This window comes from Gramella sp. MT6, assembly GCF_019357415.1.
GTDB lineage: Bacteria > Bacteroidota > Bacteroidia > Flavobacteriales > Flavobacteriaceae > Christiangramia.
Window position 1 is genome coordinate 652,922 of the sequence record NZ_CP048410.1, and the last position, 24,743, is coordinate 677,664.

A 24,743-nucleotide genomic window follows, 5' to 3' on the forward strand; every position below is an offset into this window, starting at 1 on the left:
GGATTTATATCCCTGTTATAAATATACAGTTATCACCCTCAATATTTTTTTAATTATCTGATTTAAAATCATTTAACCATTTAAACATTGCAGTAAAAGCTTTTTCTCTTACCTCTGATGTAGATAAAAAGACATCGTGCATGGCATTTTCAATTTCTAATAAACTCACCTTTGCTCCTAGTTTTGCTCCCAGTCTTTTAATATCCTTTACATCCAGGACGATGTCTTTATATTTAACCTTCTCACTATATTTTGAAACTCTTTCAGAATTACTTGAAAACATTACCAAAATCGGAACCTTAATATTAGAGCTTGATAAACTCTTTTGCGCATTTCGTATGGCCAATAGCCAGTAGAAATATGTAGGAAAACCTTTGACAGGTTTCCAGTTAAGATCAAAATCCCATTCTCCATAATAATCTTTATGAATGCTTTTAACGTAAGCAGGAGACAAGGCACCTTCAATTTTTGAAAATTCAGAAAAACGAGTCATGATCTTAGCGGCAAAATAGACAAGATGTTTTTGCAGCTCATTCTGATTGAAATCCAGAAAAGGAGAATTTAAAATGAGCCCTTTTATTAGGTCCTTTTCAGGTACATCATTCATAAAATTACTTGCCACAAGTCCTCCGGTAGAATGGCCCAGAAGAAAAACTTCGCCATTTCCTGATTTATGGATATGCTGAATGGCCAGGCCAATTTCTTCATAATACTCTTTAATATCGCGGCAATAATTGGGATGCTGATGTGGCAACAGAGACCTCCCATATTTTCTTAGATCCAGAGCAAAAAAATCAAATTCGTGCTCAATGAATTTCTCTCCAAGGTGTGCCTGAAAAAAATAGTCTATGTATCCATGAAGGTACAGGACACTTTTCCTGTTTCCTTTGTTAAGATCTGAGGAGACCAGCGTAGCGGTTACTTCGCCTTCATAATCGGGCTCCAGCCTGATGGTCTTACTCGAATAGTCTTTGAGTTTGTTCACGTGTTTATTCTTATTAATCTAAAATTGCTGAAGTAAAGGATTGGTACACTTCTAATTACCATCAGTTTCAGCTTTTGCCTAAACCACGATATTCGGCTTTTAATTTAATTCTTTTCCTTGAAAAAGCTTCTACTTAACATATCAATAGATTAAAAAATATTATATTTACATTCCTGATTTTCAGGTTTTTATACTCAATATTCAGATCGACCCCACTTATCTCTTAGGCCTGGCAGGATCTTGCATCCTTATTACATTTTAACTAGAAACATTAACCAATTAAATTAAATCATTATGAAAAATCAATTTTTCTACGGGGTCATCCTGTTGTTATTTATTTCGATTGCAGCTTGTACCAATGACAAGGTGATCACAGATATTGCCACCGAGTATGAATCAAGTCTTGGTAAAGATCCGGCCTCATTAAAAGCAAAAATGAATGCAGAAGGGGAATTTGCTTCTCCGCTTTTCGATCTGGCTACAGCACCGAATAATGATATTCTGGTTGCTGATGCAGGTCAGGGTATCACAAATATTTATGGTGCTACAGAATTTGCTTTGCCCGGGGTCACTTCGGTTTCAACAGTAGGTAGAGGTATTATGTGGGCAACTACCGGCCCTATAGAACCAACAGAAGATACTGGACAGGGAATACATCTTGTTGGGAATGGAGGCACCAAACTGGTAGCCAATCTTTTCCATTTTGAAGAAGAAAACGATCCCGACGGTGCAGGGGTTGACTCAAATCCATATTCTGTTGTCGCACTTAACGCTAACTCTGCACTGGTAGCAGATTCAGGGGCTAACGACCTGTTGCGCGTAGATAATAAAGGAAATATTGAGGTAGTGGCAATTTTTCCAGATGAAATGGTTTCTACAGACAATCTTAAAAGTCTGGTTGGCTGCCCTGATCCCATTGCTGGTTTTGAAGGCTTCTGCAATTTCCCTCCAATGCTCCCAGCACAGGCAGTTCCAACTTCTATCGTGGTAGGTCCAGACGGTTATTATTATGTAAGCGAATTAAAAGGCTTTCCTGCGCCTACAGGAGCATCCAATATATGGCGGATATCGCCCGATGCTTCCGGAGCAATGTGCGGAACAGATCCAGGTTGTGTTAAAGCTTTTGATGGCGGATTCACCTCTATTATAGATATGGCTTTTGATAGTAATGGAATGCTCTATGTGGCTGAATTTGATGAAAAGAGTTGGTTTGCAGTCGAAGTTCTTGGTACGGTTACCGGTGGAACTATTAAAGCCTGTGATCCAGAGACCATGCAATGCGAGGTGATAGCCAGCGGAATACCAATTCTAACTTCGATAACCTTCGATAAGGATGGCAAATTATATGCTACAAAAAATGCCTTGATTCCAGGCCTGGCTGAGGTAATAGAAATTCAATTGTAATAGCATTTCTTGAATGCTGTTACATAAAGTAGAAGATCGGGAAGAAGTTTTTTAAGCCTTCCCGATCTTCTATTATTCTTATAAGTACTGACTAAAAATTTGTTTGAGAAGGAAAATATCCTTCGTTTTAGTTCTTAATTCCATTATATAAATAAGTATCATAGGATTCTACAGCTTCGATGATCAGTTTTACGGCATTCACATAAAAACTCTCATTTATATTTTCGAAAGTATCTGTAGATTGATGGTAATCCTCGTGGTCTTCCACCCCAAAATAGATAAAGGGAATTTTATAATGATGAAATATTCTGTGATCTGAAGAAAATGTCCAGTCGTCTTCCTCTCTGTTTCCTGGTCTATCATGACCATATAGTAGATCTGGATTAAGAGTATTAAGCTTTTCTAATGGTTCTTTTAATTGAGGATGGTGAAACAAACCCGATGCGTAAAGCTGTATCACATCATTATGGGCAATCATATCCATATTTATATTCAGAGCTATGGTATTTAGAGGGAATGGAAAGTTCTCAAGTAAATATTCAGCGCCCAGAGATCCTATTTCCTCGGCATCTACAGCCGCAAAGATCAAATTATGTTTCGGTGATTTATTTTTAAAATAAGCCGCTATACTAATCAAAGCTGCTACTCCCGAAGCGTTATCGTCTGCTCCGTTGAAGATCCTGCCATCCTGTATTCCCAAATGATCTAAATGAGCGGTAATTATTATATTCCTGTCTGTTTCGCCTCTAATAATTGCTAAAACATTCCCTCCTGTTACAGTGGTATCGGGGACACGACTTATATCTTTATCTGCTATGGAAACAGGATATACCTCCTGGCGGAATTCATTTCTAAAAGTGTATCGGAACTTTTGAATATATCCCGAAACTAGTAACGATTCTATTCTCAGCGAATCGAATTGATCTGCAATATAAATTTGAGCTTTTTGATTTCCAGCGGTTCCAAAAAATCTTCCTTGCAGGGAATCATGGGAGAGAACTCGCAAATTATGAAGCAGTGCTTCGTCATTTATTTCTATGTCTTTATTTAAGGTCTGGCTCTTGCTTGCAAATCCCACAAGCAAAAAGGCGATCAAGTATATATATTTCATGTAATGAATATCGTAGAGCAAAAAGGCTCGGTTTATTTCAAAGCCTGAAGATACACCCAATAATCTTTCTTTATAGGACTTTGTATATCCAAAAATCCGGCCTCCTTAATCCATTTTATTTGTTGCTGGAAATCTGAGGGACGATCAAAAACTTCGTAATGTTCCATGATCCAGTCCCACTTTTCCCCGTCTGGAAAGGTCTTATGTACAAATTCTTTCCACTCCTCCAACATAACGGGATGATATGGGTCTTCCTTGGATATCATAAGGTCAGCATAAGAAAATATACCGCCTTGTATTAAAGAGGAATAAATCCTTCTAAACATTGCTTTCTTTTCATTGTCTTCGCAATGATGCAAACTGAAACCCGCAACCACCAGATCATAAGCTGCTTCCTCGAATTCGAATTCATCGAAATATTTATTTACATAAGTTATCTTTTTCTCTCGAAAAAGATTCCGGCATAATTCTATCATTTGAGTGGAAGCATCTACCAGGGTATAGTTTGCCGCCGGAAACCGTGATAATAGCTGCATGGTAATATTTCCATTTCCGCAGCCAAGATCAAGAATATTACTGGCCTGAAAATTATCTGGCAAATATTTGGTAAAACCTGAAATAAGTTCTGAGTAACACGGCACACATGCGATCATATCGTTAGTGTAATTCTTGGAAAATTCATTGAATTCCAATGCTATATTCTTTTCAGTGCTCATGATCAACCTCCTCCTATCGTTATCTTAAAAAGCTTACTATTAATTTATTAGCTTTAAATAAAAGTATGACATTTTATTCATACCTCTTCCAATGAATTTTAAATTTTCAGCTACAGATCAAGAGATCTTCCTGGCGAAATGTCCTTTCTATAATTCCTGATTATTGTAATTCTCTTAACTTTTGTATAGTCTGAAAAAAATACAGAAAGTTTATTTTTGATTAAGCTTACTTTTTATGGAAAAAAAAGACTACAAGATCAATATTATTGGTGCCGGGCTGAGTGGCCTTACGGCGGCAAAAGTTCTGGAAAATCATGGTTATTATCCAGAGGTCTATGAGGCTTCAGACGCTGTTGGAGGCAGGATAAGAACAGACCATGTAAAAGGGCATAATTTAGATAGAGGTTTTCAGGTTTTACTGAGTGAATATCCAAAAGCAAAGCAATATCTTGATCTTAAGAAGCTAAATCTAAAAAGTCTGAAGCCGGGCGCGGTGATTTTCAGTAAGAATAAAAAACGAAAGATCGGTGATCCCCTCAGGGATTCATCGCTTTTGATTCCCAGCCTGTTTTCAGGAATCGGAACTCTAGGTGATAAATGGAAAATTCTAAAGCTGAATCTTGAACTAAAAAAATTGAGCCCAGAAGAGATCTTCGGTGAAAAGGAAACCACTACTATGGAGTTTCTAAAAAAGAAAGGCTTTTCCGAAGATATCATCAGGAATTTCTTCAGGCCTTTTTTTAGCGGAATTTTCCTGGAACCCGATCTACGAACTTCTTCACGAATGTTCAGGTTTGTATTTAAGATGTTCGGTGAAGGCGAAGCTGTAATTCCTGCTGGCGGAATGGGAGAGATCTCTAATCAGCTGGCAAAAAGCCTGCAACACACAAAAATACATCTCAATACCCCGGTAGAACAGGTAACAGATTCAAAACTTATCCTGAAAGACGGAAGCGAAATCAAAACTCATTTTAGCATTATCGCTTCGGAAGCTTCTTCGCTGGTTTCTAACCTTAGGAATCAGCAAACGGAATGGAAATCCTGCCATTGCTTTTATTTCACCTCAAAAACTTCAGAAATAGACGGCAGGATCATAGGCCTAATTGCAGAAGATTCAGCCCTCATAAATAATATTTTCTATCATTCCTCCCTTGAAGAATCAGAAGTTGAGGAGCATTTGATCTCGGTCACTATAGTGAAGGAAACCGAGCTTGAAATAAAACAACTGGAGTTCAGGATAAGAAAGGAATTGCAGGAATATTGCGATATCAAGGTTGAGGAACTTCTGAAACATTACGAGATCAAAAAAGCGCTTCCAGATATTAATAGTTTGCAGTATGAGATCATGCCTACAGAAACAAGACTAAACAATCGAATTTTTCTAGCCGGCGACCAGTTACTGAATGGCTCCCAGAATGCCGCGATCCTTTCTGGAGAGCGCGCTGCTTTAGGTTTGATTGAAACGCTTGAGGGTGGAGCAATTACTGCAGAGATCACTAGTGAATACCGCTAAAAAGTATGATGCAGGCTGAATTGTAACTGGCTCTTTTGCCAGTTAACCGTTGTTTGCTGCATCCAACCCATTTGTATCCTTATTTTATCACTCAAGGCATATCCGAGGCCAAGATAGGTCCGGTTTCTGTCAAAATATTGCACTTCCCGGCCATCTCCTATTTCCCGTTCACCGTTAATAAAAAGCTCATTATAAAAGGCAAAATAATAAGTGTTTTTGACCAGGGCAGTATTGTTGAAAGGAATATTTACAAATAGATTATAACGGTATCGAGTTCTGAAATCCTGATCTTCCACCCATCTCTGTTCATATCGAATCCTGTGAGTTAATAATAACCTGGTGAGAACGGTATTCGAAAACAATGCCTCCTGGTAGATACGACTTTCAGAAACCGGATTATCGATATCCTTACCATATTGACCGGTGGTCACATTTCCATAACCGAGGGTAAATTTAATTCCAGAGTTGGTAGGCGTGTAAGTGATCCCTGAACGCAGCAATAGTTGCTCACGATCCCCAAGACCACGCCAATCCCGGTATTGAAAATCACCTTGTACTCCCCAGTTTGAATCCTTAAAATTGGCACTATAAAAATACATGTACCAGGCTCCAAGCTGTTCTTCGTCAGGCGCCTGCGCGCTGGTATTGTAGATGATAAAAAGCAACAGAAATACACTTATAATTTTTTTCATAGTTTGGTTTTAATCAATTGTATGGGATAAGAACCGGACCAAGAATTTCAAACCAGACATAAAAGCCCGTGAGTCCTCCAATAATTCCACTTAATATAAACACCCGGCGATACTTTACCGGTATGATCCTGAATATTACATAAACAGATATCCCCGTTCCAATAATTCCTGAAAGAATAGGCAAAGTACCAGGATGCCATTTATAATATTCTGAAATATACATTTCATCACCTCCAAAATAATAATCTTCCTGGAATATAATGCCAAAAGTCACAGAATGTAGAAGATTGAAAACTTCCCTTAACCAGAATAACGATAAAAATACAGCAACCCAGTCCAACAGCTTCATTCCCAATCTATGAATTCTTTTTCGCCTTAATAGTAATATTACTAAGCCTATGCATCCCGTAATAATGGTCTGTAGCGGGCCACCTATCAATACTTTAAAGTCATCTGCATAGAGTTCCTTCATTCCCCTATCAAATTCCTCCCTTTTATCGAAAGTGAGATCATTCTCTATTGCGTATCTATTTTTAAGATAGATCGTATCCAGCCGGTCTGTGAGGGCCGAATTGTCGTATGACATGCTTCCGTAATGAAGGGTGGCATCATAACCAAGGCTCCTGGCAGCCAGAATGTGGCCATATTCATGACTCAAGGTTCCTATGACCGTAAAGAGCATGAAACCTATGGTAAAAAGGAAAAAATGTTTGATCAGCTTCTCTTCAAAAAACAAAGATATTATCCAGTCCCTAACGGTAAATAATCAATTGATTATACTCCGGAATTTCAGATTCAGTAATTCTTTACTAATCTACATTTTGAGTTTTTACAGGATCATGGGGAGGCTCACCCAAAAGTCCTCTCTCAAATTGATCCCAATCATAGATGATCGTGAAAATTAATGCAGCCAGAATTCCTAACGTAAAAAATTTAATGTCTCTACTGGTAATTTTAATATTCATAAGATAGTTGTTATCGTAATTTCTAATTTATTAAATGTTTCCCAACCTTATATCGATCCCGAACATTAAATAGCCCAGCAAAAAGCCTTTATTCCCAAATTGAATGTTTAAAGGTCTTATTTCATAGGCCAGTCTTTTCCCTTCCGGAGCAATTCTCAATCCGAATGAAAATTTACCTCCTAGATATAGAGTATTGAAATATTCTGAATTGTTACTGCCAGAATCATCCCATCCACCGGTACCTAGTAATCCCCTGGAATAATTCAGGAAAACGCCTGGAGAAGTAACCAAAGAAACAGCTCTGAATTTAATAAGGTCATAATGCAAATTGAGTCCTAAGGAGGTCAACCTGTAAAATTGGTCTCTAACATCAGTAACACCAATAGGTAGAAATCCACCTATGATCATATTCGGGTTTAATCTTAATCGGTTTCTTTTTCCAAAGCTTTTCTGATATCCAACGGAGTAGACCAATCCGACGCCGGTCTCATTCAGTCCCTCGTTAAACCCCAACCCGATACCTGTTCTTAATGAGCTATTCCCGCTTTTTTCTTCCTGGCTATGCAAATTCAGATTTACTATAAATAAAATTATAAATAAGACTATAAGATTTTTCATAAGGCTAGAAAGACTTTTTTGGATTCTTAAAGATCAAAGCCTAAGTTCAGCTGAAAAATGATTGGAAATATATTTCCCCTTCCTTCAAAATCGGTATAATATTGAGGTCCTATATCAAATAACAAATGAAACTTCTCCCCGTATTTTCTTTGAATTCCCCAGGTAGGCCCAAACGCAAAATCATAATTAGTAGTTCTATGGACATTCTCAGCTATAGAAGAACCCCGGCCTATAGCTCTCATAGATATGAAATTTCCAGAATTATTTTCGGTCGTTCTGCCTTTTCTTATCCTTTTATTCATGTTGTAGAACCATTTTTCCTGTAGGTCTACAAAAGGAGCAATAATGTAAATAATACCATTTTCGGCAAATGTAAGATCTGGATATCCTCCTCCGTAACCTACTCCTACTCCGGTAGAAAATGTTGAGTATTGCCCTGTTGATAATTCCAGTTCGGCTCCTGGATTTAAAAAGTTGACTCTCCAGACTTTTTCGGTATGATAGTTTTTTTCTTGTTGGGCGTAGGTGGTAATAGTAAAAAAGGCCATTAGGCCCAGGATAAATAAATTCCTCATTAAATTTTCATAAGCAGGCCTCTAATGCCTTGGGGTTAAAAAAAATCACAATCCAACGGTGGCGCTTAATAAAATTGGTGGGAGTAGGGAAACCGCCTGAATAAGACCAATTGGTGGCTCAAGGTAATTAAATTCTTTAAACAGGCGAAATAAACATTGATCGCCCTTTTCTGCAAATCAATATTGAAAACGTATTGCTTTTAAAAAGGTGATTGATCTCCAAAATTCCTATTTACGTAATAGGAGTTTCTTAAGACGTTAATTCCAAACCATTGAGATAATCTTCCAGCTTGTATAAAGATTCGGGTTCAATTTTTCTCTTATCTATTTTCAGAGACTTTTCCGAAGTTTCTATTTTGTAACTATTATAATCCTTTTTGATCTTTCTAATTTCACGAATCTCAATACTTTTTGGAAAAAGCGAATGTTTAGTGAGTTTATCATCCTCAATGGTAATGTATTGCTTTTTCCTTTCAAACCACGCTGCTCCGAGCTGCAGAGCTCCCAGTACCACCCATAAATAACTGTAAATGGAAAATTTATTTTTATAGACCGCAAAAAGCCCAACCAGGATCATTAGTGTACCGAAAGCGATATTAATGGAAGACCTGTTCTTAATATACCTTATTTTCATTTTCATACCTGAAGGTTTAAATTCTCCCGCCTATAAGTCTGTTTTTTCTTCAGCCTCACGGTCTTTATTAGATTTTACTATTTCTTTAATGGAAACCCCATCGATCATTACATCTTTTAATACGGCCTCCCCGTTTTTAATACTAACTAAAGCATAAGTTACCTGGGAACTATCTATTTGTGATTCCCTATACACAAGTTCAGCATCGTACGCTTTAGATTCTTCCATATAAAACCTGTCAAAAGGAAATTCTAAAGACAACTTGTTGGAACCATTAAAACTCACAAAAAATGCCTTTGCCTGCACGTATTCCTCCTCTCCATCGGGTCTTTCTTTTTCAACCGAACTTATTTTAGCATATCCATCTTCATCTTTGGTCAAAATAGCATAAACCTCCTGCTCCATGATCCAGTCATCTGCGTTTTCGACCTCTACCGTATTCTGTTCAAAATTCAGACTGATATATTTTCCCCTAAAAGGGTCATTGGGATCTATGGGTGCCGTCTTAAACTTATATTCTGTACCCTCACTCAGAACTTTCTCTCTGCTCCATATCATATTGGCCGGAACAAATAATTGAATCAAGGCGACCAGTACAAATACCCCTAGTAATATTTTTTTATTATTCATTGACCTTCCTCTTTTTAAGTAACCAATAATTCGCGGCGAAGAAACCGGTACCAACCAAAACGAACATAATGCCCCTAAACACAAAACTAAGATCTGTATCAAAGAACCTGCAGGTTACTAATGCGGTAATTATTAGTAATCCGAAATTCAGGATGCCTAAATGATTTTGATTTCCACCTTCCCTGATTATGAGGATCCCTAGTCCCAGAATATAAATATTGATGAGTACCACGGCGATCGAAGAGAAGAATCCCAGGAAAAAAGTGATCATGAAAAGAATAAATATTGGAGACAAAGGTTTTATGTCTATGAGGGATCTATTCTTTTGATTGAAATAGAACATACCCATTGCCAGCAAGGATATAATTATGAAAGCTAAAAATTCGGGTGCATTAATGAGCTCCGCCAATTCAAGATCTTTTCTTCTAAGGGATTCCCAGAACCAATCAAAACTCGAAGCCAGCAGTAAACCTACCGTTCCGAGGGAGCCTATTATTTTGTAGCCATTATTCCTTAATTTATTTCCCCTGAAAAACTCTGAATCTCCTATCAAATAAAGGAGTCCAAGCAGGCTTATATAAGCCGTAAACATAAATTCTTCATGGTATTTCGAAAAAGCTCCCAGAACGATGACCAGCGATAGAGGTACCAACCAGTTATGAAAGTTAATGAAATTGCTTCGGCTTTTTTCCCTGAACAAATAATAATGAGGTGTAATTAACAGGAAAAGCGGCCAGAATAGATAAGGAAAAGAGGTAGGAAAGGACCAGTAACCTATCTCACAGGCATAAAAGGTAATGCCTGCTAGATATAGCAGGGAAACGATCGAAGACCTCATAACATAGATTAGCGGGAAGCATAGAAGCATCCAGGTAAGCAAAAAGGACCCCAGGTTTCCCGGTATATTATAGACCTGGCTCACCAGTGATATACTCGCTCCAACTGCAAAGAATAAAAAGGCAGCCCCGGCTTCTCTCCAGGCTGTACTTTGTCTTCTTTTCATCAACACATAAGCACATAGAATTTGCCCTATCACTAATGGCAGAAAAGCGAAGATGGTCCTGGTGAACCTGGAAAGTTCATCCCAGTTATGCGCAATGATCAAGATGATCCCCAGGCCGGTTATAATGGCACCTAAAACTCCGAATACGATAAAAAATCGATTGTTTGAGGTGCCTTTTTCAATTCTGTAATAGTCCAGGATCCTGGAGGCAGTTTCCTGATTTATAACTCCTGCTTTTAAGAGTTCCGGGATTTCTTTCTGTATACTCATTATTGTTTTAATATCTTCCAGAGATCAGGTGGAGGCCAAAGTCTTTATTAATTCATCCTACTTAGTGTTCAGGAGTTTATTTTTACCTGGTTTGCAGATCAAGATAATTATTTTCTTTGAAAACCAGCCAATTGTTATTTTACCTTTAAAGAGCCCATGATCTCCTTGGCTGCAGGTGTCCATTCAGACATACTATTTTTGGTGCAATTAAAGGTACATAGCAGCAATTTTCCATCAAGATCAGTAAAGAATAGCAAGTTATATATCTCGGTGTCGATTGCCGGGGTTACCAATTCCAGGTAGCCTACTTTTCTTCCATTTACTTCCTTTACACCGCTACTCTTCCATTCTGCCGAAGGATATAAACTTTTAAAGGTTTGCATCAGGTTGTCTTTATAAGGAACAATCATACTCTGATCTGCGGGATTTTGGGTAAGATTCAGGGCCACGTTAATCCCTCCTGATGCGTTGGTGTAGACCAGCCCAGGACGTCTTTCTGAAGGATATTTTGTTCTCATCATATCCTCAGCCATAATACTGAATCTTTTGGGTATCTTCAGTTCTATCCTGTTATTTAGCAAAGATCTCTTTTCTAGGTCTATACCGGTTGAGGCTGAAATAAGTAAAAAAGTTAGAAAAATAAGCGACGTGATCCTGATGATTCTCATGTTTATATTGGGTTTATTTATTGAATTGAAATGTTGAATTAAATGATTTTTCCTGTTTTTTTTAAGATAAATAGACCACCAGACATTAAAATACTGAAGCCTATCGCCGAATAACCCCCGTATTTATCTTTATTCCCACGAATAAAATAGGCTTCGCCATCTTTATCTATGAATTGCACGGTCTTGTTCAACCTTAGATCTACATTTTTCTGAAAGGGTGTTTTATCGGCGTAATATACTGTAATTTCATCTCCCGGTCTAAGCGCATCGAGGTTCTCAAATTTCGGACTGAAGTCACCAGTTGCTTTTCCCACAAAAAGTTCAAAAACCACCGGAGCACCGGCTACATGTATAAACCTGTGGTCTCCTTTTCCGCCGTAGGTGATTTCCTGAAAGGTTTCATCGAAATAATCGATGGGACCAGTAATACTTTCAAATTCAGTTTTCTCCTTAGTTCCTCTGGTGGTAAGGTAGATCCCGAAAACAAGGATCAAAAGGCATGAAATCAGCGATTTCCTATAGATTGGTTTTTTCTCTGCTGTTGGCATAGGTCTGGAGGTATTAGAATAGAATAAAATTTTGATTTTCAGATCAAATATCAATCAAAATCCAATACACTAATCAGCTCATCCTTATTTTGTTAATAAATTATTTTACCCGGGTATAAACTTAAATTTAAACAATAAGCTCTGGGATTTATGCCATCACGGTTTGGCTTAAAAGAGCAGTATAAAACAGGTTATATAAAGAATTACATCTTATGAAAAAAATAAATCGGGAATCCTGTACTTACCTTAACGGCAACCTATAGCTTTTTCTAATCTATCCTCCACAATTTTTCTTTGCACCGGGGAAAATTCAATAGCATGATAATCGGTTCGCATGATCGAATTTTCCCATTCCCGCCAGTAGCCCTTGGGCACATATCTCGCTCCCTCATACCAGGAACCTGGATTATAAGTAAGTACATTCAACTTTGGTTCTTCCAGAAAAAAGCCCTGTTGCTGCTCCATGGCACATTTAGATAGCTGGTCTACATATTCATCATCTAAATTCCCAAAAGAATGCCCGAATTCATGCCTTATTAAATATTTAAAAGTCGGTCCGCTATCATGTTTTGAAACAATCATATTAGACACCCTGGGATCCTTTATAGAATCATATTCGGTAACCCCCGGAAATTCAGAGCCGCCAGAATAAACCTCTGTATTCGCAATGATAATCGTGTAAACATAATCTCCCGTAGCATAGTCACCAAAAAGAACCTCCAGGCTGTCTCTTTTCTCTGATTCCATCCCCAAAAGACGCTTAAGACCCACCTTATTACTGAACACTTCCCAAGGCGTGTCTGAGGTAGTATTAATGCCCGTAGTGCCATTACAGGGGCTTGTATACTCTATAGATCTAATCCCTGATGTTTCAGACGGAGAGTCTACCCGGTAAAAGTTCAAATTGTCTGCTGCAGATTTAAAAGGCTCCATATCCAGGATGGCACTTTTGGCCGTATCAGATAAGATCTTAAATTCAGGAATTTCAGATTCGGTAAAACCTTCAGCAATAAAAATAATATTGGCTACACAGCCTTCATTTTTTTCACCAATTATGACAGGGCATGGAATTGAAGACTCCAAACAGGCTTGATTAATATTCTTTTCTAAAGGCAGATCATCGTCCTTACAACTAAAAATCGACAAAAGAATAAGGAGCAAAAAGTAGGTTTTTTTCATAATCATTGCATTAAACCCTGTTAATAGAACCACCCCTATTATAAGGAATGGCCTGAAGGTCTTATTTAAAAATTGCAGAGGTAGGGATGCTGCCAGAATTTTTGAACTATTATATTAAAAAGAACCTGGTTTTACAGGCTTAAAACCGGTTCGAAGGGTAAGTTAATTATTTTTTTAAGCTTTAACTAATTTCAGAATGAGCTCAAGGTTTTGAAACCATAATTATATTTGTATTGAAGTTTAACGATATCCACTGTTTCTATAAGTCAGGAATCATAAATGAGGGATAAAAAGAAGGCAAACAAAAGAGCAAAGAAGCCCTGGCCCACTAAAGCTGCCATGGAACAGGTTTATAGCATGCACCTTTGGGGAGGTGAAAATGCCGACTTCTATTCGGGAATTGGATCTCATCATCCAGATATTATTAGGCCGTATATCGAGGCGGTAATTTCCTTTTTAAAATCATTTGAAAATGCCGTAACCGTATGTGATCTTGGCTGTGGAGATTTTAATGTAGGGAATGAATTGGTAAGATATACCGGCAAATATATAGCGGTAGATATTGTAGAGCCACTTATAGCTTATAACGTTGAAAAATTCCAGCAGGAAAACCTGGAATTTCATTGCCTTGACATTGCCACAGATCCATTACCTGTAGCAGATATTGCCATTTTAAGACAGGTGTTGCAGCATTTATCTAATGGAGAGATACAGTCTATCTTGAAGAAGTTGCGCAATTTTAAATACCTGATTCTAACCGAACATTTGCCTGAAGGAGATTTTGTGCCGAATAAGGATATTATTTCAGGACAGGGAACCAGACTGAAAAAACAAAGTGGTTTAGATCTGTCGGCTCCTCCCTTTGACTTTAATCCCATAGAGAAAAGAACATTATTGAAAATTTCGTTGGATAATAACGAAGGGGTTATTGAAACTACTGTTATTAAGATGCAGTAGATCTTATTTCCTGATTTCCAAAAATACTTTTTTGCTTTTACCGATTATGCATGATAAGCATTGTTGCTCAACACATCCTGGATATTTATAATGCTGAATTTTTTATTGGAAATGAGACCCCAAAGGCTATCGCTCCGGCAAACTGTTCCACAGCTGGTTGATAATAATAGGTAAAACCCAGATCAAATTTACGTTTTGAACCTATTTCCACACCTATTGAAAAAGGTATATGCAATATAACTCCTTGTTGAGATAGATCGGTTAAGGGAGTATATGTTCTGAATTCACCAATAGAGGTGCCTATTCCCAGTTCAAAATATGGAGCGATCCACGGAAAAGGCATAGGAGCAGTAATTCTTCCCTTACCTCCAAGCAAGAATGCCTTTGAGGTTGTTTCGTAAATATCATTGGAAGGATCATTTGTAATGATCAATCCCGCATAAGGCCTTATATCTATCCAGTTCTTTAAATGGAAAATATATTCCCCCTGTGCATAGAACCCGGAACCTGCTACGTCAGTTTCATCATATGGAGAAGTAATTCCATATCCAATGGAGATATTTATAGACCGCTGGGTTTGAGCATTTATATGCTGAATGCTAAAAAACAGGATTATTAGCAGGCCATAGCAATTTTTAAATTTCAGCATTCTTTAGGCTAAGTATTAAATACATATCATGATCTTTAATCTATAATTACCTCCGGGGCTTAGAAATGTTGAATCTAATTATTTTTCTTTTCAACCCTACCAGTTATTTACGAGGAACCGTTGCTATATGCTGTTTGCCAAACTAATATTTGGTCATATCAAGATTTTCGAAATTTTTAATTTTAGATAATCTTATTAAATCATTTATTTTTATGTCGTAAGAGATTACTTCAAAAATTTCTTCTTCAGCCTGAGAATCTTTATTTGTGTTCTCGAATAGGGTTTTTTCTTTTTTTAAAAAATCTATTTTAGATTGATTAAGCACTTTTGGTCCGTGATTTTCACTTGATTCGTATCCAATTAATTTGAAATCGGATTCCAGGTATTTAAAAATATATTCCCAATATCCATATCTCCCGTGGCTGTAATGAATTTTCAATTTATTATCTTCAATATTTATCGATAGCTCTGGAGGCATATATACTCCGCCATCTTCATTTTCTGATAAAAAACAGTCTTTATTTTCAACTATTTTTTCATAGTTATCTTCTTTGTCGAGAATTACAATAATTCCTCTTTTATTAAGATCAACGATATCCCCAAATCTGTTTTCTATTATATTTTCCTTTTTGATGTTTTTTATTAATAAAACTATATCCTCTTTGTCATCATTATTTAGGTCACCTTTATATGTTTCAAATAATTTATATCCATTAGTTATATATTCTGAAGGTGTTTTCTTTTGAGCGACCGTTAAATTAATAGCGAAATTAAATACTAGGAGAATTAAAAAAGCACTTTATTCATTTAAGGATTTTTATTTTACAAATTGCTCACAACGGTTGCGTTTATAGCCATTTGGCGGAGTAACGGACGCGCAATTGTCGGCTTAGAGCTGGTTTGCTGGTTAATTTAATTCTTTCTTTCTAACGGTGCCAGCTATTTACGAGGAACCGTTTTTAGGTGTAGTTAAACAAACGACGAATTTTAATTATTGACTGGTTGGCCTTTTATTTCGTCTTGTTTTACTGGAAACAAGTGTCGAACTATTTCAATGTTATCCACATTTTTCTCTATTATTCTACCTTTCAATTCCTTACTTAAGGAATCATATTTTGGTATTAGAATATGAATTTTGTCAAAGTCGACTTTCGTATCCAGAATCAAAAGATCTACAAATAATTTATTCTTTTCAAATTTCAGGTTGTTTAAATAGTTCTCATAATCTTTTCTTAATAATTGAATTAAACTGTCATTTAAAATTATTGACAGCATTTTTAATTGTTTTTGAAAACGTAAGGGAAATTATTTTGTTCTGGAAGATGAACAATTTTTTGATTTTTATAGGTAATATATCTTGAGTTTTCAAGTTGCTTTAAATCGTTAGAAGAATCTAAAGATCTTATGTAAATATTTCCATTTATAATATTCTCTAATTTATACTCTTGTCCTTCGATTTTAAATTTATTTCCAATATCGTTTTTGCTGAGCTTAATCGTATCGTAGGCGGTTAAATATTTAATGTTGACAGGCAAATTTCCAAAATGATTGATGCTGTCATTTTTTTTAGGGATTATTTCTTTTACAATTTCAGTATGGGATCCAGAACCTAAAAAACTAATACATGATTCAAAAATTGGTTTATTATTTAGAATAGATTGATTTTTTGAGGTGTCTATTTCAAAGTTTATGTGATAATAATCCAAACCTGATTTATTCTTAATTCTTGATTTCACATTGAAATGATTTGTAAAATCTTTTTTGCTCCAATCCCCTTTGCTTTCTGAGTAGTATTTAACAAAAACTAATTCTAATTCCTTTTCAATTTCATGAGTTAACGATTTAATATTTTCAAAACTTAGAATCTTTAAACTGTCTAATTTTACCAGAGGAAATTGTTTTACTGGTTCATTTAGTTCGTCTTGAAATTTTATCAAAGATTTAATAGTATTATCAGGAATGCCAATAGTATCTTGAGAAAATAAATTAAGGGTTAAAAATATTGTTAGAACTGTTATCCTGAATTTTTGCATTTTCTGTTTAATTACACCTAACTATTTATACCTTCTATTTCCCGATTATTCTAATTATAATCCGCGGGATAAAGCAATGAGGGCTCAATTAACTTTAATAAAGTAAAGCGTATCGTCTCTGTATAAAATAATTATAAAGAGTTTTTACTTGAAAAGACCGGAAGTTCGAGCTTGATTTTTTTCCTAATTAAGACTATAAGCTTAATTATAAACCTGCTTTTTGATGCCAAATCCTACCGGAGCCTTCAGTTCTCCACGGTCATACATATTAATGTAAATAGAAACAGTATCTTTTGAATTCTTCCAGGTTACGCGGTAATTATCCAGCATGGCCTTACCCATAAAACCGTTCTCACTTTTCACAGGGCAGCAACTTCCCGCGCGATAATACGAGATCTTTTCCCCGTTTGGCCCGGTTAAAAGATCTAAATATTTCATTTCATTCAATGGTCCGCGAGATTCTCTAACCCCGCCCACCTCTACAGGATTTTTAGGGCTGAGTCCGTAAGTTTCATCTGTCGCAACCTCGGTGATCACAAAGGCATTGTCGTCATTGACCTGGTTTGCAGTTTCAGAAATTTTCTTACTGGAAGAGCAGGAAATAGATATCGCGACAAGTCCTGCCAGGAATAGTTTTTTAGTCATACTAATAGAATTCATTAAAAAATTTAAGGACAGCTCCATTCAAGTTTAAGCGGAAAAAAGGTCCGCGACTAAACTACGAAAAAACTAACGTTGTCCTATAAAATATTCTAAAGATCTATCACGTTCGGATTCCTTAATATGGATTTATAAAACTTTGTAAAGCTTCTGCCGGGATCTCGGGATTCGCGCCTTCTCTGGCCGCCACCAAAGCACCAACGGCACAGGCGGTATCTAAAGCGGTTTGAGGTTCAGCACCTTGAAGAAGTTTTGCCAGCAGAGTCCCTAAAAAAGAATCACCTGCTCCTACAGTATCTTTTACCTTTACTTTATAACCGGAATTGTAGTACATCTTCTTTTCGTGCATCAAAACAGCACCATGCCTACCCTTGGTCACACAAATGGTTTTCGCGTTGGATTTCACCGCCATAAAAAGCAGGTTCTGCTCCAGAGAATTATATTTTGAACCCATAATGGCAGCGATCTCGAACAGTTCATCGTCATTGAATTTAATAAATTCGGCATGCTGCATCAATTCCATTAGCAGATCTTCGGTATAATGTGGCGGTCGGAGATTAAAGTCCAAAACGCGGTATTTAGCTTTTGGAATCAGCTCAAAAAGTGCCTTTCTGCTAACCTCATCACGACAAACCAAACTCCCAAAAACAAAAGCATCGGACTGTTGCACAGACCTTTTCATTCCTTCACTGGTATTTATCCTGTCCCAGGCAGAAGGATAGTTAATTTCATAGGTGGCAGAACCACCTGCAGAAAGCTTCACCTTGACCACCCCTGTAGGATGTTGTTCATCCTTTTCGATATTTGCGGTTTCAATATTGCGGGACCTGAGATATTCCAGAAGTCTTTCTGCTTTATCATCATTGCCCACCTTGCTTATCATTTCGGTCTCAATGCCCATACTGGCGAGCCTGCTGGCTACATTCAGTGGCGCACCACCTATTCGTTCCTTATCTGGAAACACATCGTATAGGATCTCTCCAAAACAAACCGCTTTTATCTTTTTTGTCATATTTTTCAAATTACAAATTATAATGGAAAGCCAGGCCCTGGGTTTTATCCAAAATTCCCGAAAGCCTTTACTTTTCTACCATTTTGAACATTCCGGGTCTGGTTTCAGCCCGTTCGGAATACCCATAACGGGTATAGAATTCTTTAACCCCTTCTGAAGCCATAAGCCCGATAAATGAATTATTCGAAGCGTTCTTTTTTAACCAGCTTTCCAGCTCCTCCATGATCATATCCCCAAGACCGGTCTTCTGATATTCGGGCAACACGATGACATCCTGGATATAAAAATAAATGGCCCCATCGCCCACGATCCTTCCGGCGCAGGCAATCTTCCCGCCAACCATAAAGCAAACCGAGAATAGCGAGCCTTCCATTCCTTTCTCCACCGTTTCATCGGTGAGTTTCTCCCAGTTGGTAGAAGCTCTCAATAACTGGTATTCCGCTATAGTGGGATTACGATGTTCTATTTTAATGTTCATTTTCTTAAGGTCTAATCTGTCTCAAGATAGAGATAATCGATCATTCGCTTCGCTAATATTTTCCTAATAAAAAACACGGGACGCTAGCCCCGTGTTCTCAAACTTATTTTTTAATTCTAAATATCCTCTTCTTCTCTATTTTCTTCTGAATTTTGTTCCTCTTTTTCAAAGTTCAACTCATAAGCTTCCAGGCTATCTACCCTAAAATCTTCCAGACCCGTAAAGGAAAAATCGGTCCAGGGTTGGCTGGGGAAGAAGATCTCAGTGATGACCGTTTTTCCGTTATCAAAGAACATTTCTATGGAAGTCTTGTCTATAATTAGTATCGCATTTAAATTTTGAGCATCAGAAATCCTTGGCGCTGTAGAATTTTCTGCAGCGAATTCATCTGAAAAGTCATTCTTCCCGGCATGCGACCGGTTCATGGTGAATTCCTTTTTGGGATGGTTATAAGAAATTATGAATTCCTCTCCCCCATCATTAGAGAGGCTGAAGTTATAAGTAGTCGCTTCGAGGTCTTTTATATTGAACCTGATCTCAACTTTTGCCAGATCTACCTCTTCTGAATCCAACACTACAGTATTACCACTCACGGCTATATCTTTCTTCTGAATTTTTTCTCCACGATATTTCTTTAATTCCTCTACCGGCTCTGAAGTAAGGAGGTATCTATCACCTTCCTTGATCAGTTTTAACTCGCGTGCAATCGTCATGGAACTTCTCCAGGTCGTTGTAGGTACTTTTTCTGCATACAACCAGTTAGACATCCAGCCCAAGAATAACTTGCGACCGTCCTCATCTGGGATATTAGACCAGGTCACTCCTGCGTAATTATCCCTGCCAAAATCTATCCAGAAAGGATGTTTTTCTTCAAGAGCTTCCATTCCACTTACCGGTGTGAATTCCTTACCGTCGAAATCTCCAACAAAATACTGAGTTCCAGATCCTCCGTTGTAACCTCCCGGATTCAGGCTCTGGATAAGCACCCATTTCTGTTCATCACTACCCTGCACCCGCATCGGGAAAATATCGGGGCATTCCCAAACCCCATCATGAGCTCCAGTATTTTCGCCAAATTCTGATAGTTTTTTCCAGTCCTTTAAGTTCTGTGAAGTATAGAATAATGCTTTTTCGGTAGTAGCGAGTGCCATCAACCATTGTTGATTAATATCATCCCAGATTACCTTGGGATCTCTGAAATTCTCGATGCCGGGATTGGGAATCACAGGATTGCCTTCATACTTGGTCCAGGTTTGACCCTCGTCCAGACTGTAAGCGATAGCCTGTGACTGGTAATCTTTCTTTCCTTCTTTGGCCGCTTCAGGTTCATGATAAGTAAAAATAGCAACCACCGGTGTTTTTCCTTCCTCACCAAAACCTGAAGTATTATTCCTGTCTACCACCGCGCTACCGGAAAAAATATATCCTTTTTCATCTGGAAACAAGGCGATAGGCTGCTCTTCCCAGGTGATCATATCCTTACTCGTAGCATGACCCCAATGCATAGGCCCCCACACATTATCATCAGGATAGTACTGAAAATACAAATGATAGGTGCCATTTAGATAGAACATCCCATTAGGATCGTTCATCCAGTTCTTTTTCGGCGTAAAATGAAAATTAGGCCTGTAATCTTCATCCTTCTGAACTTTCACCTCAGCAACCTGCTTTTCCTCTTCTTTGGAATCATTCTTACAGGAAAAGATCCCTGCCATCAAAACCGACAGGAATATGATACCACTTAATTTTTTAACTCTGTTCATATTAAAACTACTTGTTAATGGATAGATCAAAACTTAACTGTTCTAATGATTTTCCTTTAGTTTCCGGCATCATAAAGATCACAAATATCAGCTGAAGTACCATCATAAAGGCGAAAAATGCGAATACATAACCAGGACCAATATTGGTGAACAAATACGGAATAGTGGATGGAATAATCGCTGCCAGCACCCAATGGGTGGAAGACCCGAATGCCTGTCCCGAAGCTCTTAAACGGTTAGGGAAAATTTCAGAAATAAATACCCAGATAACCGCTCCCTGACCTATAGCGTGAGATGCTATAAAAAGAAATAGAAAAATAGGCACCCATAATCCGCCCCAGTTAAGGAAGAAGGCAGCGGCCACCAGCGTTAATGAGATGATATAACCTATGGATCCAAATAGCATCAATTGTTTTCTTCCCAGTCTATCTATAAGGAAAACTCCTAATAAGGTAAAAAGAAGGTTCACCACCCCTATCCCGATACTGCTCAGCAGGGCGGTACTTTCACCCAACCCGGCAGATTCAAAGATCCTCGGGGCATAATAAAGAAAAGCATTTATCCCAGATAGCTGATTGAAAAATGCAATGAGAAATGCAAGAATCAACGGAAAGCGATATTTTTTCATGAAGATATTCTCTCCGGTAAGTTCCTTTTCGTCCAGATCTTTAATTTCCTGGAGCTTCTTTTGTATATCCATATCGGGATGAATAATAGCTAGAACTTTTTCAGCTTCTGCAAACCTTCCCTTGGAAACCAGCCATCGCGGACTCCTGGGAATAAGGAAAACAAAGATGAGATAGAGAAATGCTGGTACAGCTTCTATACCGACCATCCATCTCCACGGTTCCTCGCCGGTATTCCGCAGTAAATAATTTGAAAGAAAAGCGATCAGGATCCCTAATACGATATTGAATTGATAGAGCGAAACCAGTTTACCCCGCTGGTTTGCCGGGGCGATCTCTGAAACAAAGGCAGGTGCCGCAATGGTGGAGGCTCCAACTCCCAGTCCTCCTAAAAATCTGAATACAGCAAAGGTAATGGGATCGTTGGAAAGGGCAGATCCCAGTGCTGAAACGAAATATAAAACCCCAATGATCATAAGGGTGTTCTTACGCCCAATCTTATTGGTAGGTATCCCTCCGAAAACAGCTCCGACAACGGTTCCCCAAAGGGCCATGGCCATCACCACAGAACCATGAAAAGCGTCTGAGGTATTCCATAATGCCTGAAGCTGTTTATCTGCTCCAGATATCACCACCGTATCAAATCCAAATAAAAAACCGGCCAAAGCCGCACTAATAGACCAGGTAAGAATTTTGTTCATTTTCAGAGTTTAAAGATCATATCCTTTCAGCTTATTAAAAGATCAAAATAAACCGGATATAAATACCCGGTTTATGCAAATTTTCGAGGTAGAATTTAAGAATATTTCATTAAAAGCGCCACTAAATTGCGAACTATCCTCTGATTTTATGATATATAAAAATGAACTACTCTTTTTTCTAAGTTCTTTTCAAAAGTATTTTTTCATTGGTGAACTGTCTTGCCGAATCAAGGAATTCGATCATTTCTGGCCAGTTTTCATTTGGTTCATAATTGTGACGGTATTCCTTTTTTGCTTCTATAACTAGGGTATTACCTTCAAGTCTTGCCGAACTTTCAAATCCGCCAGTCTCAATTTCTACCTTAGTATTCAGGTTTTCGTATCCTGTCACGGAATAACCTTCAGGGATCTGAAAAACGATCTTATTACGATATACTCTGGGGAAGTTCATATAGATGTTTTCCTTTCTATCCTTTTCCTTTTCTGCGATATCCACCTGACCGCCAATTAGCTTTCCTATTTCCACGATATAATTAGGGCCGGCCTTTTTTACAAAAACGTTGGGAGCATCATAATTGTCAGAATAACTGAAATAAGTGTCACTACCATATCTTCCTGTTTCAACGATACTGAACTCATAGTTTTCGACTTCCGGAATTTCCAGGCGCAAAGCAGCGGTTTTTTCAAACCTCTCGGTCAGGTTTTTCTTGATCTTTTCAGATAAGGCCTGCAGCTCTCTTTCATAACGCTCACGGTGTTTATCCCTTCTCACGTGCTCCAGGAAATCATCTGTACCATAGCGTTCATAGTCCTCTTTCACATAATCTGCGAAATACATTTTTTCCTCCTGTTCTTCTTTTTTCTGATTCCCCTTGAATTTATGCAAATTGGTAAGTTGCAACCCGCTGAAATCATCATTGATCTTAACGGTCATCTCAGATAGTTCTTCATTGTCCTGACTATTGGAAACTGGTAGTTTTCCAGAAGTCACCGTCTTCAGCCTGCCTTTTTTATCTGCCCCCAGAAGGTAAACATCTGTTCCTTCCAGACCTTCCGGAAACTGTCCCGCACTGCCATGAAGATCGAAATAGGATGCATAAAAAGGTGGTTCTGTATTAACTTTTAAAAAAAAGCTTACATTTTCTTTCAGTAAAAGTTCAGACATAGGCCCGTCTTCTCTCGGCGTACCTAGCACTACTTCGAAATCTATATCTTCTTTTTTAAGGATACCGGCATAACTTCTAATGAAATCCTGATCTGAATCTACAAAGGAAACTAATCCGTAATATTCATAAGGATAATCGGCAATTCCGGCCTCTTTCACGTAGGCTGCTTCAATAAATTTTGTTAGATGCGAGTGCCGTAAATAATAATATGCCGCTATCGCTTTTTCCCTGTCATTCGCAAAAGTTTGATCAGATAGGTAAGCCTTAACATCCGGATAAATTCCTGCGGGCTCCAATGCATCTGCAAAATATTCAAATGCCTGGTCCATATCTACTTTTTCAAGGATCACATCCTCCCTTTCAGATAAGAAAGCCTTGGCTCTTTTTTCGTATTTCCCGTTACTGGCAAAGTAAACGTGGAACTTATAAGCCGGCTTTTCCTGCATGGGATAGAACCAGCGTGGGAAATCATATTTTGGCAGGTCGTGTGCGACCAACTCATATTTTCTGAAACTCTTTTTCCCGGTCTCCAGCTTCTTAAGTTCAGGAGCATCATTTACCGAATTGAAACTTACAAAAAAGTCGTTCTCTGTTTCCAGGTAAAACTTATAGTCCACGATGGGATATTCATCTGCCAGCACTTCTTCTACCGCATCAAAATTGATAGAAGAAAACCAGGTATAAGGTTTTTCATGATAGGAGTAATAATCCAGGATATCTCCAACTTCAAGGTTAGAAATGGCCAGTTTCTGTACTCCATCTGTAACCACTATCTCATTCTCCACATCGATCTCCCGCTCGGTTCCATCTGGTTTTATAACCTTAAGCCCTACAATGCTTCCTTCTTCAAAATTCCATAGGGACCAACCCTGCCTGGACTTGAGCTCGGTATTAAAGGTGAATTCCGAATAATCTTCAACAGCCGCCTTATCGAGCAATTTTATACGTTCGCGAGTAGACCGGCCATAGGTGACATTCTTTAAAAATTTATGGTAATCGTGATTCACGTTCTTTAACAGGATCACTGCTGACTCATTCTTCCATTTATCAGGAACTTCGGTCACATTTTTATAGGCGTCGTTCGCGCCCCAGAAGAATTCCCTTATCTCCTCTTCATCCTTCTTTTGTGCGAAAATGATATTGGACAAAATAAGAGCGAGAATGGTTAGTAGCCTTGTTTTCATAGT

Annotated in this window: 26 protein-coding genes; 3 read left to right on the forward strand and 23 right to left on the reverse strand. The window is 37.9% G+C overall.

Translation table 11 applies throughout. The annotated features are described in order from the left end of the window. Nucleotides 1-49 precede the first annotated feature (49 nt). A complete protein-coding gene (locus G3I01_RS02965) occupies nucleotides 50-985 on the reverse strand; it encodes an alpha/beta hydrolase (RefSeq protein WP_219550915.1) in 936 nt (311 codons plus the stop codon). A gap of 294 nt (nucleotides 986-1,279) precedes the next feature. On the opposite strand from G3I01_RS02965, the gene G3I01_RS02970 reads away from it, so the two are divergent. Further along, a complete protein-coding gene (locus G3I01_RS02970; protein ID WP_219550917.1) occupies nucleotides 1,280-2,389 on the forward strand; it encodes a ScyD/ScyE family protein in 1,110 nt (369 codons plus the stop codon). 127 nt (nucleotides 2,390-2,516) lie between these two features. Here G3I01_RS02970 and G3I01_RS02975 read toward each other — a convergent pair whose 3' ends face one another. Continuing rightward, nucleotides 2,517-3,500 (reverse strand): M20/M25/M40 family metallo-hydrolase, encoded by a 984-nt coding sequence (locus G3I01_RS02975; RefSeq protein ID WP_219550919.1) that lies wholly within the window; start codon nucleotides 3,498-3,500, stop codon nucleotides 2,517-2,519. Between the two features lie 32 nt (nucleotides 3,501-3,532). Next, on the reverse strand, nucleotides 3,533-4,216 hold the full coding sequence (locus G3I01_RS02980; protein ID WP_219550921.1) for a class I SAM-dependent methyltransferase: 684 nt from the start codon (nucleotides 4,214-4,216) through the stop codon (nucleotides 3,533-3,535). A gap of 235 nt (nucleotides 4,217-4,451) precedes the next feature. Between G3I01_RS02980 and G3I01_RS02985 the strand changes: the two genes are divergently transcribed. Continuing rightward, nucleotides 4,452-5,729 carry an FAD-dependent oxidoreductase gene (locus G3I01_RS02985; RefSeq protein ID WP_219550923.1) on the forward strand — a complete coding sequence of 426 codons (1,278 nt, stop codon included), beginning with the start codon at nucleotides 4,452-4,454 and terminating at the stop codon, nucleotides 5,727-5,729. Here G3I01_RS02985 and G3I01_RS02990 read toward each other — a convergent pair. From G3I01_RS02990 to G3I01_RS03035, 10 genes are all read right to left on the reverse strand, one after another. Further along, nucleotides 5,726-6,421 carry a DUF2490 domain-containing protein gene (locus G3I01_RS02990; RefSeq protein WP_219550925.1) on the reverse strand — a complete coding sequence of 232 codons (696 nt, stop codon included), beginning with the start codon at nucleotides 6,419-6,421 and terminating at the stop codon, nucleotides 5,726-5,728. The two genes, G3I01_RS02985 and G3I01_RS02990, sit on opposite strands and share 4 nt — an antisense overlap. Before the next feature lie 13 nt (nucleotides 6,422-6,434). Beyond that, complete coding sequence (locus G3I01_RS02995; RefSeq protein WP_219550927.1) at nucleotides 6,435-7,103, reverse strand: hypothetical protein; 669 nt, start codon at nucleotides 7,101-7,103, stop codon at nucleotides 6,435-6,437. A gap of 313 nt (nucleotides 7,104-7,416) precedes the next feature. After that, the gene (locus G3I01_RS03000) at nucleotides 7,417-8,004 is read right to left on the reverse strand and encodes a hypothetical protein (RefSeq protein ID WP_219550929.1); all 588 of its coding nucleotides are present in this window, start codon (nucleotides 8,002-8,004) and stop codon (nucleotides 7,417-7,419) included. Nucleotides 8,005-8,030: 26 nt separating this feature from the next. After that, nucleotides 8,031-8,579, reverse strand: a complete 549-nt coding sequence (locus G3I01_RS03005) for a hypothetical protein (protein WP_219550931.1) — start codon at nucleotides 8,577-8,579, stop codon at nucleotides 8,031-8,033. A gap of 250 nt (nucleotides 8,580-8,829) precedes the next feature. Beyond that, nucleotides 8,830-9,219, reverse strand: coding sequence for a hypothetical protein (locus G3I01_RS03010; RefSeq protein ID WP_219550933.1), 390 nt, complete (start codon nucleotides 9,217-9,219; stop codon nucleotides 8,830-8,832). A gap of 24 nt (nucleotides 9,220-9,243) precedes the next feature. Further along, nucleotides 9,244-9,843 (reverse strand): GDYXXLXY domain-containing protein, encoded by a 600-nt coding sequence (locus G3I01_RS03015; protein WP_219550935.1) that lies wholly within the window; start codon nucleotides 9,841-9,843, stop codon nucleotides 9,244-9,246. Further along, nucleotides 9,836-11,116, reverse strand: coding sequence for a DUF2157 domain-containing protein (locus tag G3I01_RS03020; RefSeq protein WP_219550937.1), 1,281 nt, complete (start codon nucleotides 11,114-11,116; stop codon nucleotides 9,836-9,838). The genes G3I01_RS03015 and G3I01_RS03020 overlap by 8 nt, the downstream gene beginning before the upstream one ends. Nucleotides 11,117-11,250: 134 nt before the next feature. Then, nucleotides 11,251-11,784, reverse strand: a complete 534-nt coding sequence (locus tag G3I01_RS03025) for a hypothetical protein (RefSeq protein ID WP_219550939.1) — start codon at nucleotides 11,782-11,784, stop codon at nucleotides 11,251-11,253. Between the two features lie 38 nt (nucleotides 11,785-11,822). Next, nucleotides 11,823-12,332: a hypothetical protein gene (locus G3I01_RS03030; RefSeq protein WP_219550941.1), complete on the reverse strand. Its 510-nt coding sequence runs from the start codon at nucleotides 12,330-12,332 to the stop codon at nucleotides 11,823-11,825. Between the two features lie 246 nt (nucleotides 12,333-12,578). Continuing rightward, nucleotides 12,579-13,511, reverse strand: a complete 933-nt coding sequence (locus G3I01_RS03035; protein WP_219550943.1) for a M64 family metallopeptidase — start codon at nucleotides 13,509-13,511, stop codon at nucleotides 12,579-12,581. 279 nt (nucleotides 13,512-13,790) lie between these two features. Between G3I01_RS03035 and G3I01_RS03040 the strand changes: the two genes are divergently transcribed. After that, nucleotides 13,791-14,468, forward strand: a complete 678-nt coding sequence (locus G3I01_RS03040) for a class I SAM-dependent methyltransferase (RefSeq protein WP_219550945.1) — start codon at nucleotides 13,791-13,793, stop codon at nucleotides 14,466-14,468. A gap of 85 nt (nucleotides 14,469-14,553) precedes the next feature. Here the strand turns inward: G3I01_RS03040 and G3I01_RS03045 are convergent, their stop codons facing one another. The 10 genes from G3I01_RS03045 to G3I01_RS03090 form a co-directional block, all read right to left on the reverse strand. After that, nucleotides 14,554-15,117: a hypothetical protein gene (locus G3I01_RS03045; RefSeq protein ID WP_219550947.1), complete on the reverse strand. Its 564-nt coding sequence runs from the start codon at nucleotides 15,115-15,117 to the stop codon at nucleotides 14,554-14,556. A gap of 142 nt (nucleotides 15,118-15,259) precedes the next feature. After that, the gene (locus G3I01_RS17080; protein WP_257710698.1) at nucleotides 15,260-15,595 is read right to left on the reverse strand and encodes a hypothetical protein; all 336 of its coding nucleotides are present in this window, start codon (nucleotides 15,593-15,595) and stop codon (nucleotides 15,260-15,262) included. 509 nt (nucleotides 15,596-16,104) lie between these two features. Then, on the reverse strand, nucleotides 16,105-16,392 hold the full coding sequence (locus G3I01_RS03055; RefSeq protein ID WP_219550949.1) for a hypothetical protein: 288 nt from the start codon (nucleotides 16,390-16,392) through the stop codon (nucleotides 16,105-16,107). Nucleotides 16,393-16,394: 2 nt separating this feature from the next. Continuing rightward, nucleotides 16,395-17,150 carry a hypothetical protein gene (locus G3I01_RS03060; protein WP_219550951.1) on the reverse strand — a complete coding sequence of 252 codons (756 nt, stop codon included), beginning with the start codon at nucleotides 17,148-17,150 and terminating at the stop codon, nucleotides 16,395-16,397. 201 nt (nucleotides 17,151-17,351) lie between these two features. Then, a complete protein-coding gene (locus G3I01_RS03065; protein ID WP_219550953.1) occupies nucleotides 17,352-17,795 on the reverse strand; it encodes a 2-dehydro-3-deoxyphosphooctonate aldolase in 444 nt (147 codons plus the stop codon). Between the two features lie 133 nt (nucleotides 17,796-17,928). Then, nucleotides 17,929-18,822 (reverse strand): carbohydrate kinase, encoded by an 894-nt coding sequence (locus tag G3I01_RS03070; RefSeq protein WP_219550955.1) that lies wholly within the window; start codon nucleotides 18,820-18,822, stop codon nucleotides 17,929-17,931. Nucleotides 18,823-18,889: 67 nt separating this feature from the next. Further along, the gene (locus G3I01_RS03075; RefSeq protein ID WP_219550957.1) at nucleotides 18,890-19,300 is read right to left on the reverse strand and encodes a GNAT family N-acetyltransferase; all 411 of its coding nucleotides are present in this window, start codon (nucleotides 19,298-19,300) and stop codon (nucleotides 18,890-18,892) included. A gap of 116 nt (nucleotides 19,301-19,416) precedes the next feature. Beyond that, on the reverse strand, nucleotides 19,417-21,063 hold the full coding sequence (locus tag G3I01_RS03080) for a glycoside hydrolase family 32 protein (RefSeq protein ID WP_219550959.1): 1,647 nt from the start codon (nucleotides 21,061-21,063) through the stop codon (nucleotides 19,417-19,419). A 7-nt stretch (nucleotides 21,064-21,070) separates the two neighbouring features. Continuing rightward, nucleotides 21,071-22,390 carry a sugar porter family MFS transporter gene (locus tag G3I01_RS03085; RefSeq protein WP_219550961.1) on the reverse strand — a complete coding sequence of 440 codons (1,320 nt, stop codon included), beginning with the start codon at nucleotides 22,388-22,390 and terminating at the stop codon, nucleotides 21,071-21,073. Nucleotides 22,391-22,568: 178 nt separating this feature from the next. Next, complete coding sequence (locus G3I01_RS03090; RefSeq protein WP_219550963.1) at nucleotides 22,569-24,740, reverse strand: DUF3857 domain-containing protein; 2,172 nt, start codon at nucleotides 24,738-24,740, stop codon at nucleotides 22,569-22,571. Between the last annotated feature and the right edge of the window lie 3 nt (nucleotides 24,741-24,743).

Excerpts from the sequence above, each read along its gene's own strand:
- G3I01_RS03055 (WP_219550949.1), bottom strand. The coding sequence starts at position 16,392 with ATGCTGTCAATAATTTTAAATGACAGTTTAATTCAATTATTAAGAAAA.
- G3I01_RS03015 (WP_219550935.1), bottom strand. The coding sequence starts at position 9,843 with ATGAATAATAAAAAAATATTACTAGGGGTATTTGTACTGGTCGCCTTG.
- G3I01_RS03000 (WP_219550929.1), bottom strand. The coding sequence starts at position 8,004 with ATGAAAAATCTTATAGTCTTATTTATAATTTTATTTATAGTAAATCTG.
- G3I01_RS03035 (WP_219550943.1), bottom strand. The coding sequence starts at position 13,511 with ATGAAAAAAACCTACTTTTTGCTCCTTATTCTTTTGTCGATTTTTAGT.
- G3I01_RS03085 (WP_219550961.1), bottom strand. The coding sequence starts at position 22,390 with ATGAACAAAATTCTTACCTGGTCTATTAGTGCGGCTTTGGCCGGTTTT.
- G3I01_RS03010 (WP_219550933.1), bottom strand. The coding sequence starts at position 9,219 with ATGAAAATGAAAATAAGGTATATTAAGAACAGGTCTTCCATTAATATC.
- G3I01_RS03090 (WP_219550963.1), bottom strand. The coding sequence starts at position 24,740 with ATGAAAACAAGGCTACTAACCATTCTCGCTCTTATTTTGTCCAATATC.
- G3I01_RS03075 (WP_219550957.1), bottom strand. The coding sequence starts at position 19,300 with ATGAACATTAAAATAGAACATCGTAATCCCACTATAGCGGAATACCAG.
- G3I01_RS02990 (WP_219550925.1), bottom strand. The coding sequence starts at position 6,421 with ATGAAAAAAATTATAAGTGTATTTCTGTTGCTTTTTATCATCTACAAT.
- G3I01_RS02985 (WP_219550923.1), top strand. The coding sequence starts at position 4,452 with ATGGAAAAAAAAGACTACAAGATCAATATTATTGGTGCCGGGCTGAGT.
- G3I01_RS17080 (WP_257710698.1), bottom strand. The coding sequence starts at position 15,595 with ATGCCTCCAGAGCTATCGATAAATATTGAAGATAATAAATTGAAAATT.
- G3I01_RS03065 (WP_219550953.1), bottom strand. The coding sequence starts at position 17,795 with ATGACTAAAAAACTATTCCTGGCAGGACTTGTCGCGATATCTATTTCC.
- G3I01_RS03025 (WP_219550939.1), bottom strand. The coding sequence starts at position 11,784 with ATGAGAATCATCAGGATCACGTCGCTTATTTTTCTAACTTTTTTACTT.
- G3I01_RS02975 (WP_219550919.1), bottom strand. The coding sequence starts at position 3,500 with ATGAAATATATATACTTGATCGCCTTTTTGCTTGTGGGATTTGCAAGC.
- G3I01_RS02970 (WP_219550917.1), top strand. The coding sequence starts at position 1,280 with ATGAAAAATCAATTTTTCTACGGGGTCATCCTGTTGTTATTTATTTCG.
- G3I01_RS03045 (WP_219550947.1), bottom strand. The coding sequence starts at position 15,117 with ATGCTGAAATTTAAAAATTGCTATGGCCTGCTAATAATCCTGTTTTTT.
- G3I01_RS03005 (WP_219550931.1), bottom strand. The coding sequence starts at position 8,579 with ATGAGGAATTTATTTATCCTGGGCCTAATGGCCTTTTTTACTATTACC.
- G3I01_RS02995 (WP_219550927.1), bottom strand. The coding sequence starts at position 7,103 with ATGCTCTTTACGGTCATAGGAACCTTGAGTCATGAATATGGCCACATT.
- G3I01_RS03060 (WP_219550951.1), bottom strand. The coding sequence starts at position 17,150 with ATGCAAAAATTCAGGATAACAGTTCTAACAATATTTTTAACCCTTAAT.
- G3I01_RS03080 (WP_219550959.1), bottom strand. The coding sequence starts at position 21,063 with ATGAACAGAGTTAAAAAATTAAGTGGTATCATATTCCTGTCGGTTTTG.
- G3I01_RS02980 (WP_219550921.1), bottom strand. The coding sequence starts at position 4,216 with ATGAGCACTGAAAAGAATATAGCATTGGAATTCAATGAATTTTCCAAG.
- G3I01_RS03020 (WP_219550937.1), bottom strand. The coding sequence starts at position 11,116 with ATGAGTATACAGAAAGAAATCCCGGAACTCTTAAAAGCAGGAGTTATA.
- G3I01_RS03040 (WP_219550945.1), top strand. The coding sequence starts at position 13,791 with ATGAGGGATAAAAAGAAGGCAAACAAAAGAGCAAAGAAGCCCTGGCCC.
- G3I01_RS03030 (WP_219550941.1), bottom strand. The coding sequence starts at position 12,332 with ATGCCAACAGCAGAGAAAAAACCAATCTATAGGAAATCGCTGATTTCA.
- G3I01_RS03070 (WP_219550955.1), bottom strand. The coding sequence starts at position 18,822 with ATGACAAAAAAGATAAAAGCGGTTTGTTTTGGAGAGATCCTATACGAT.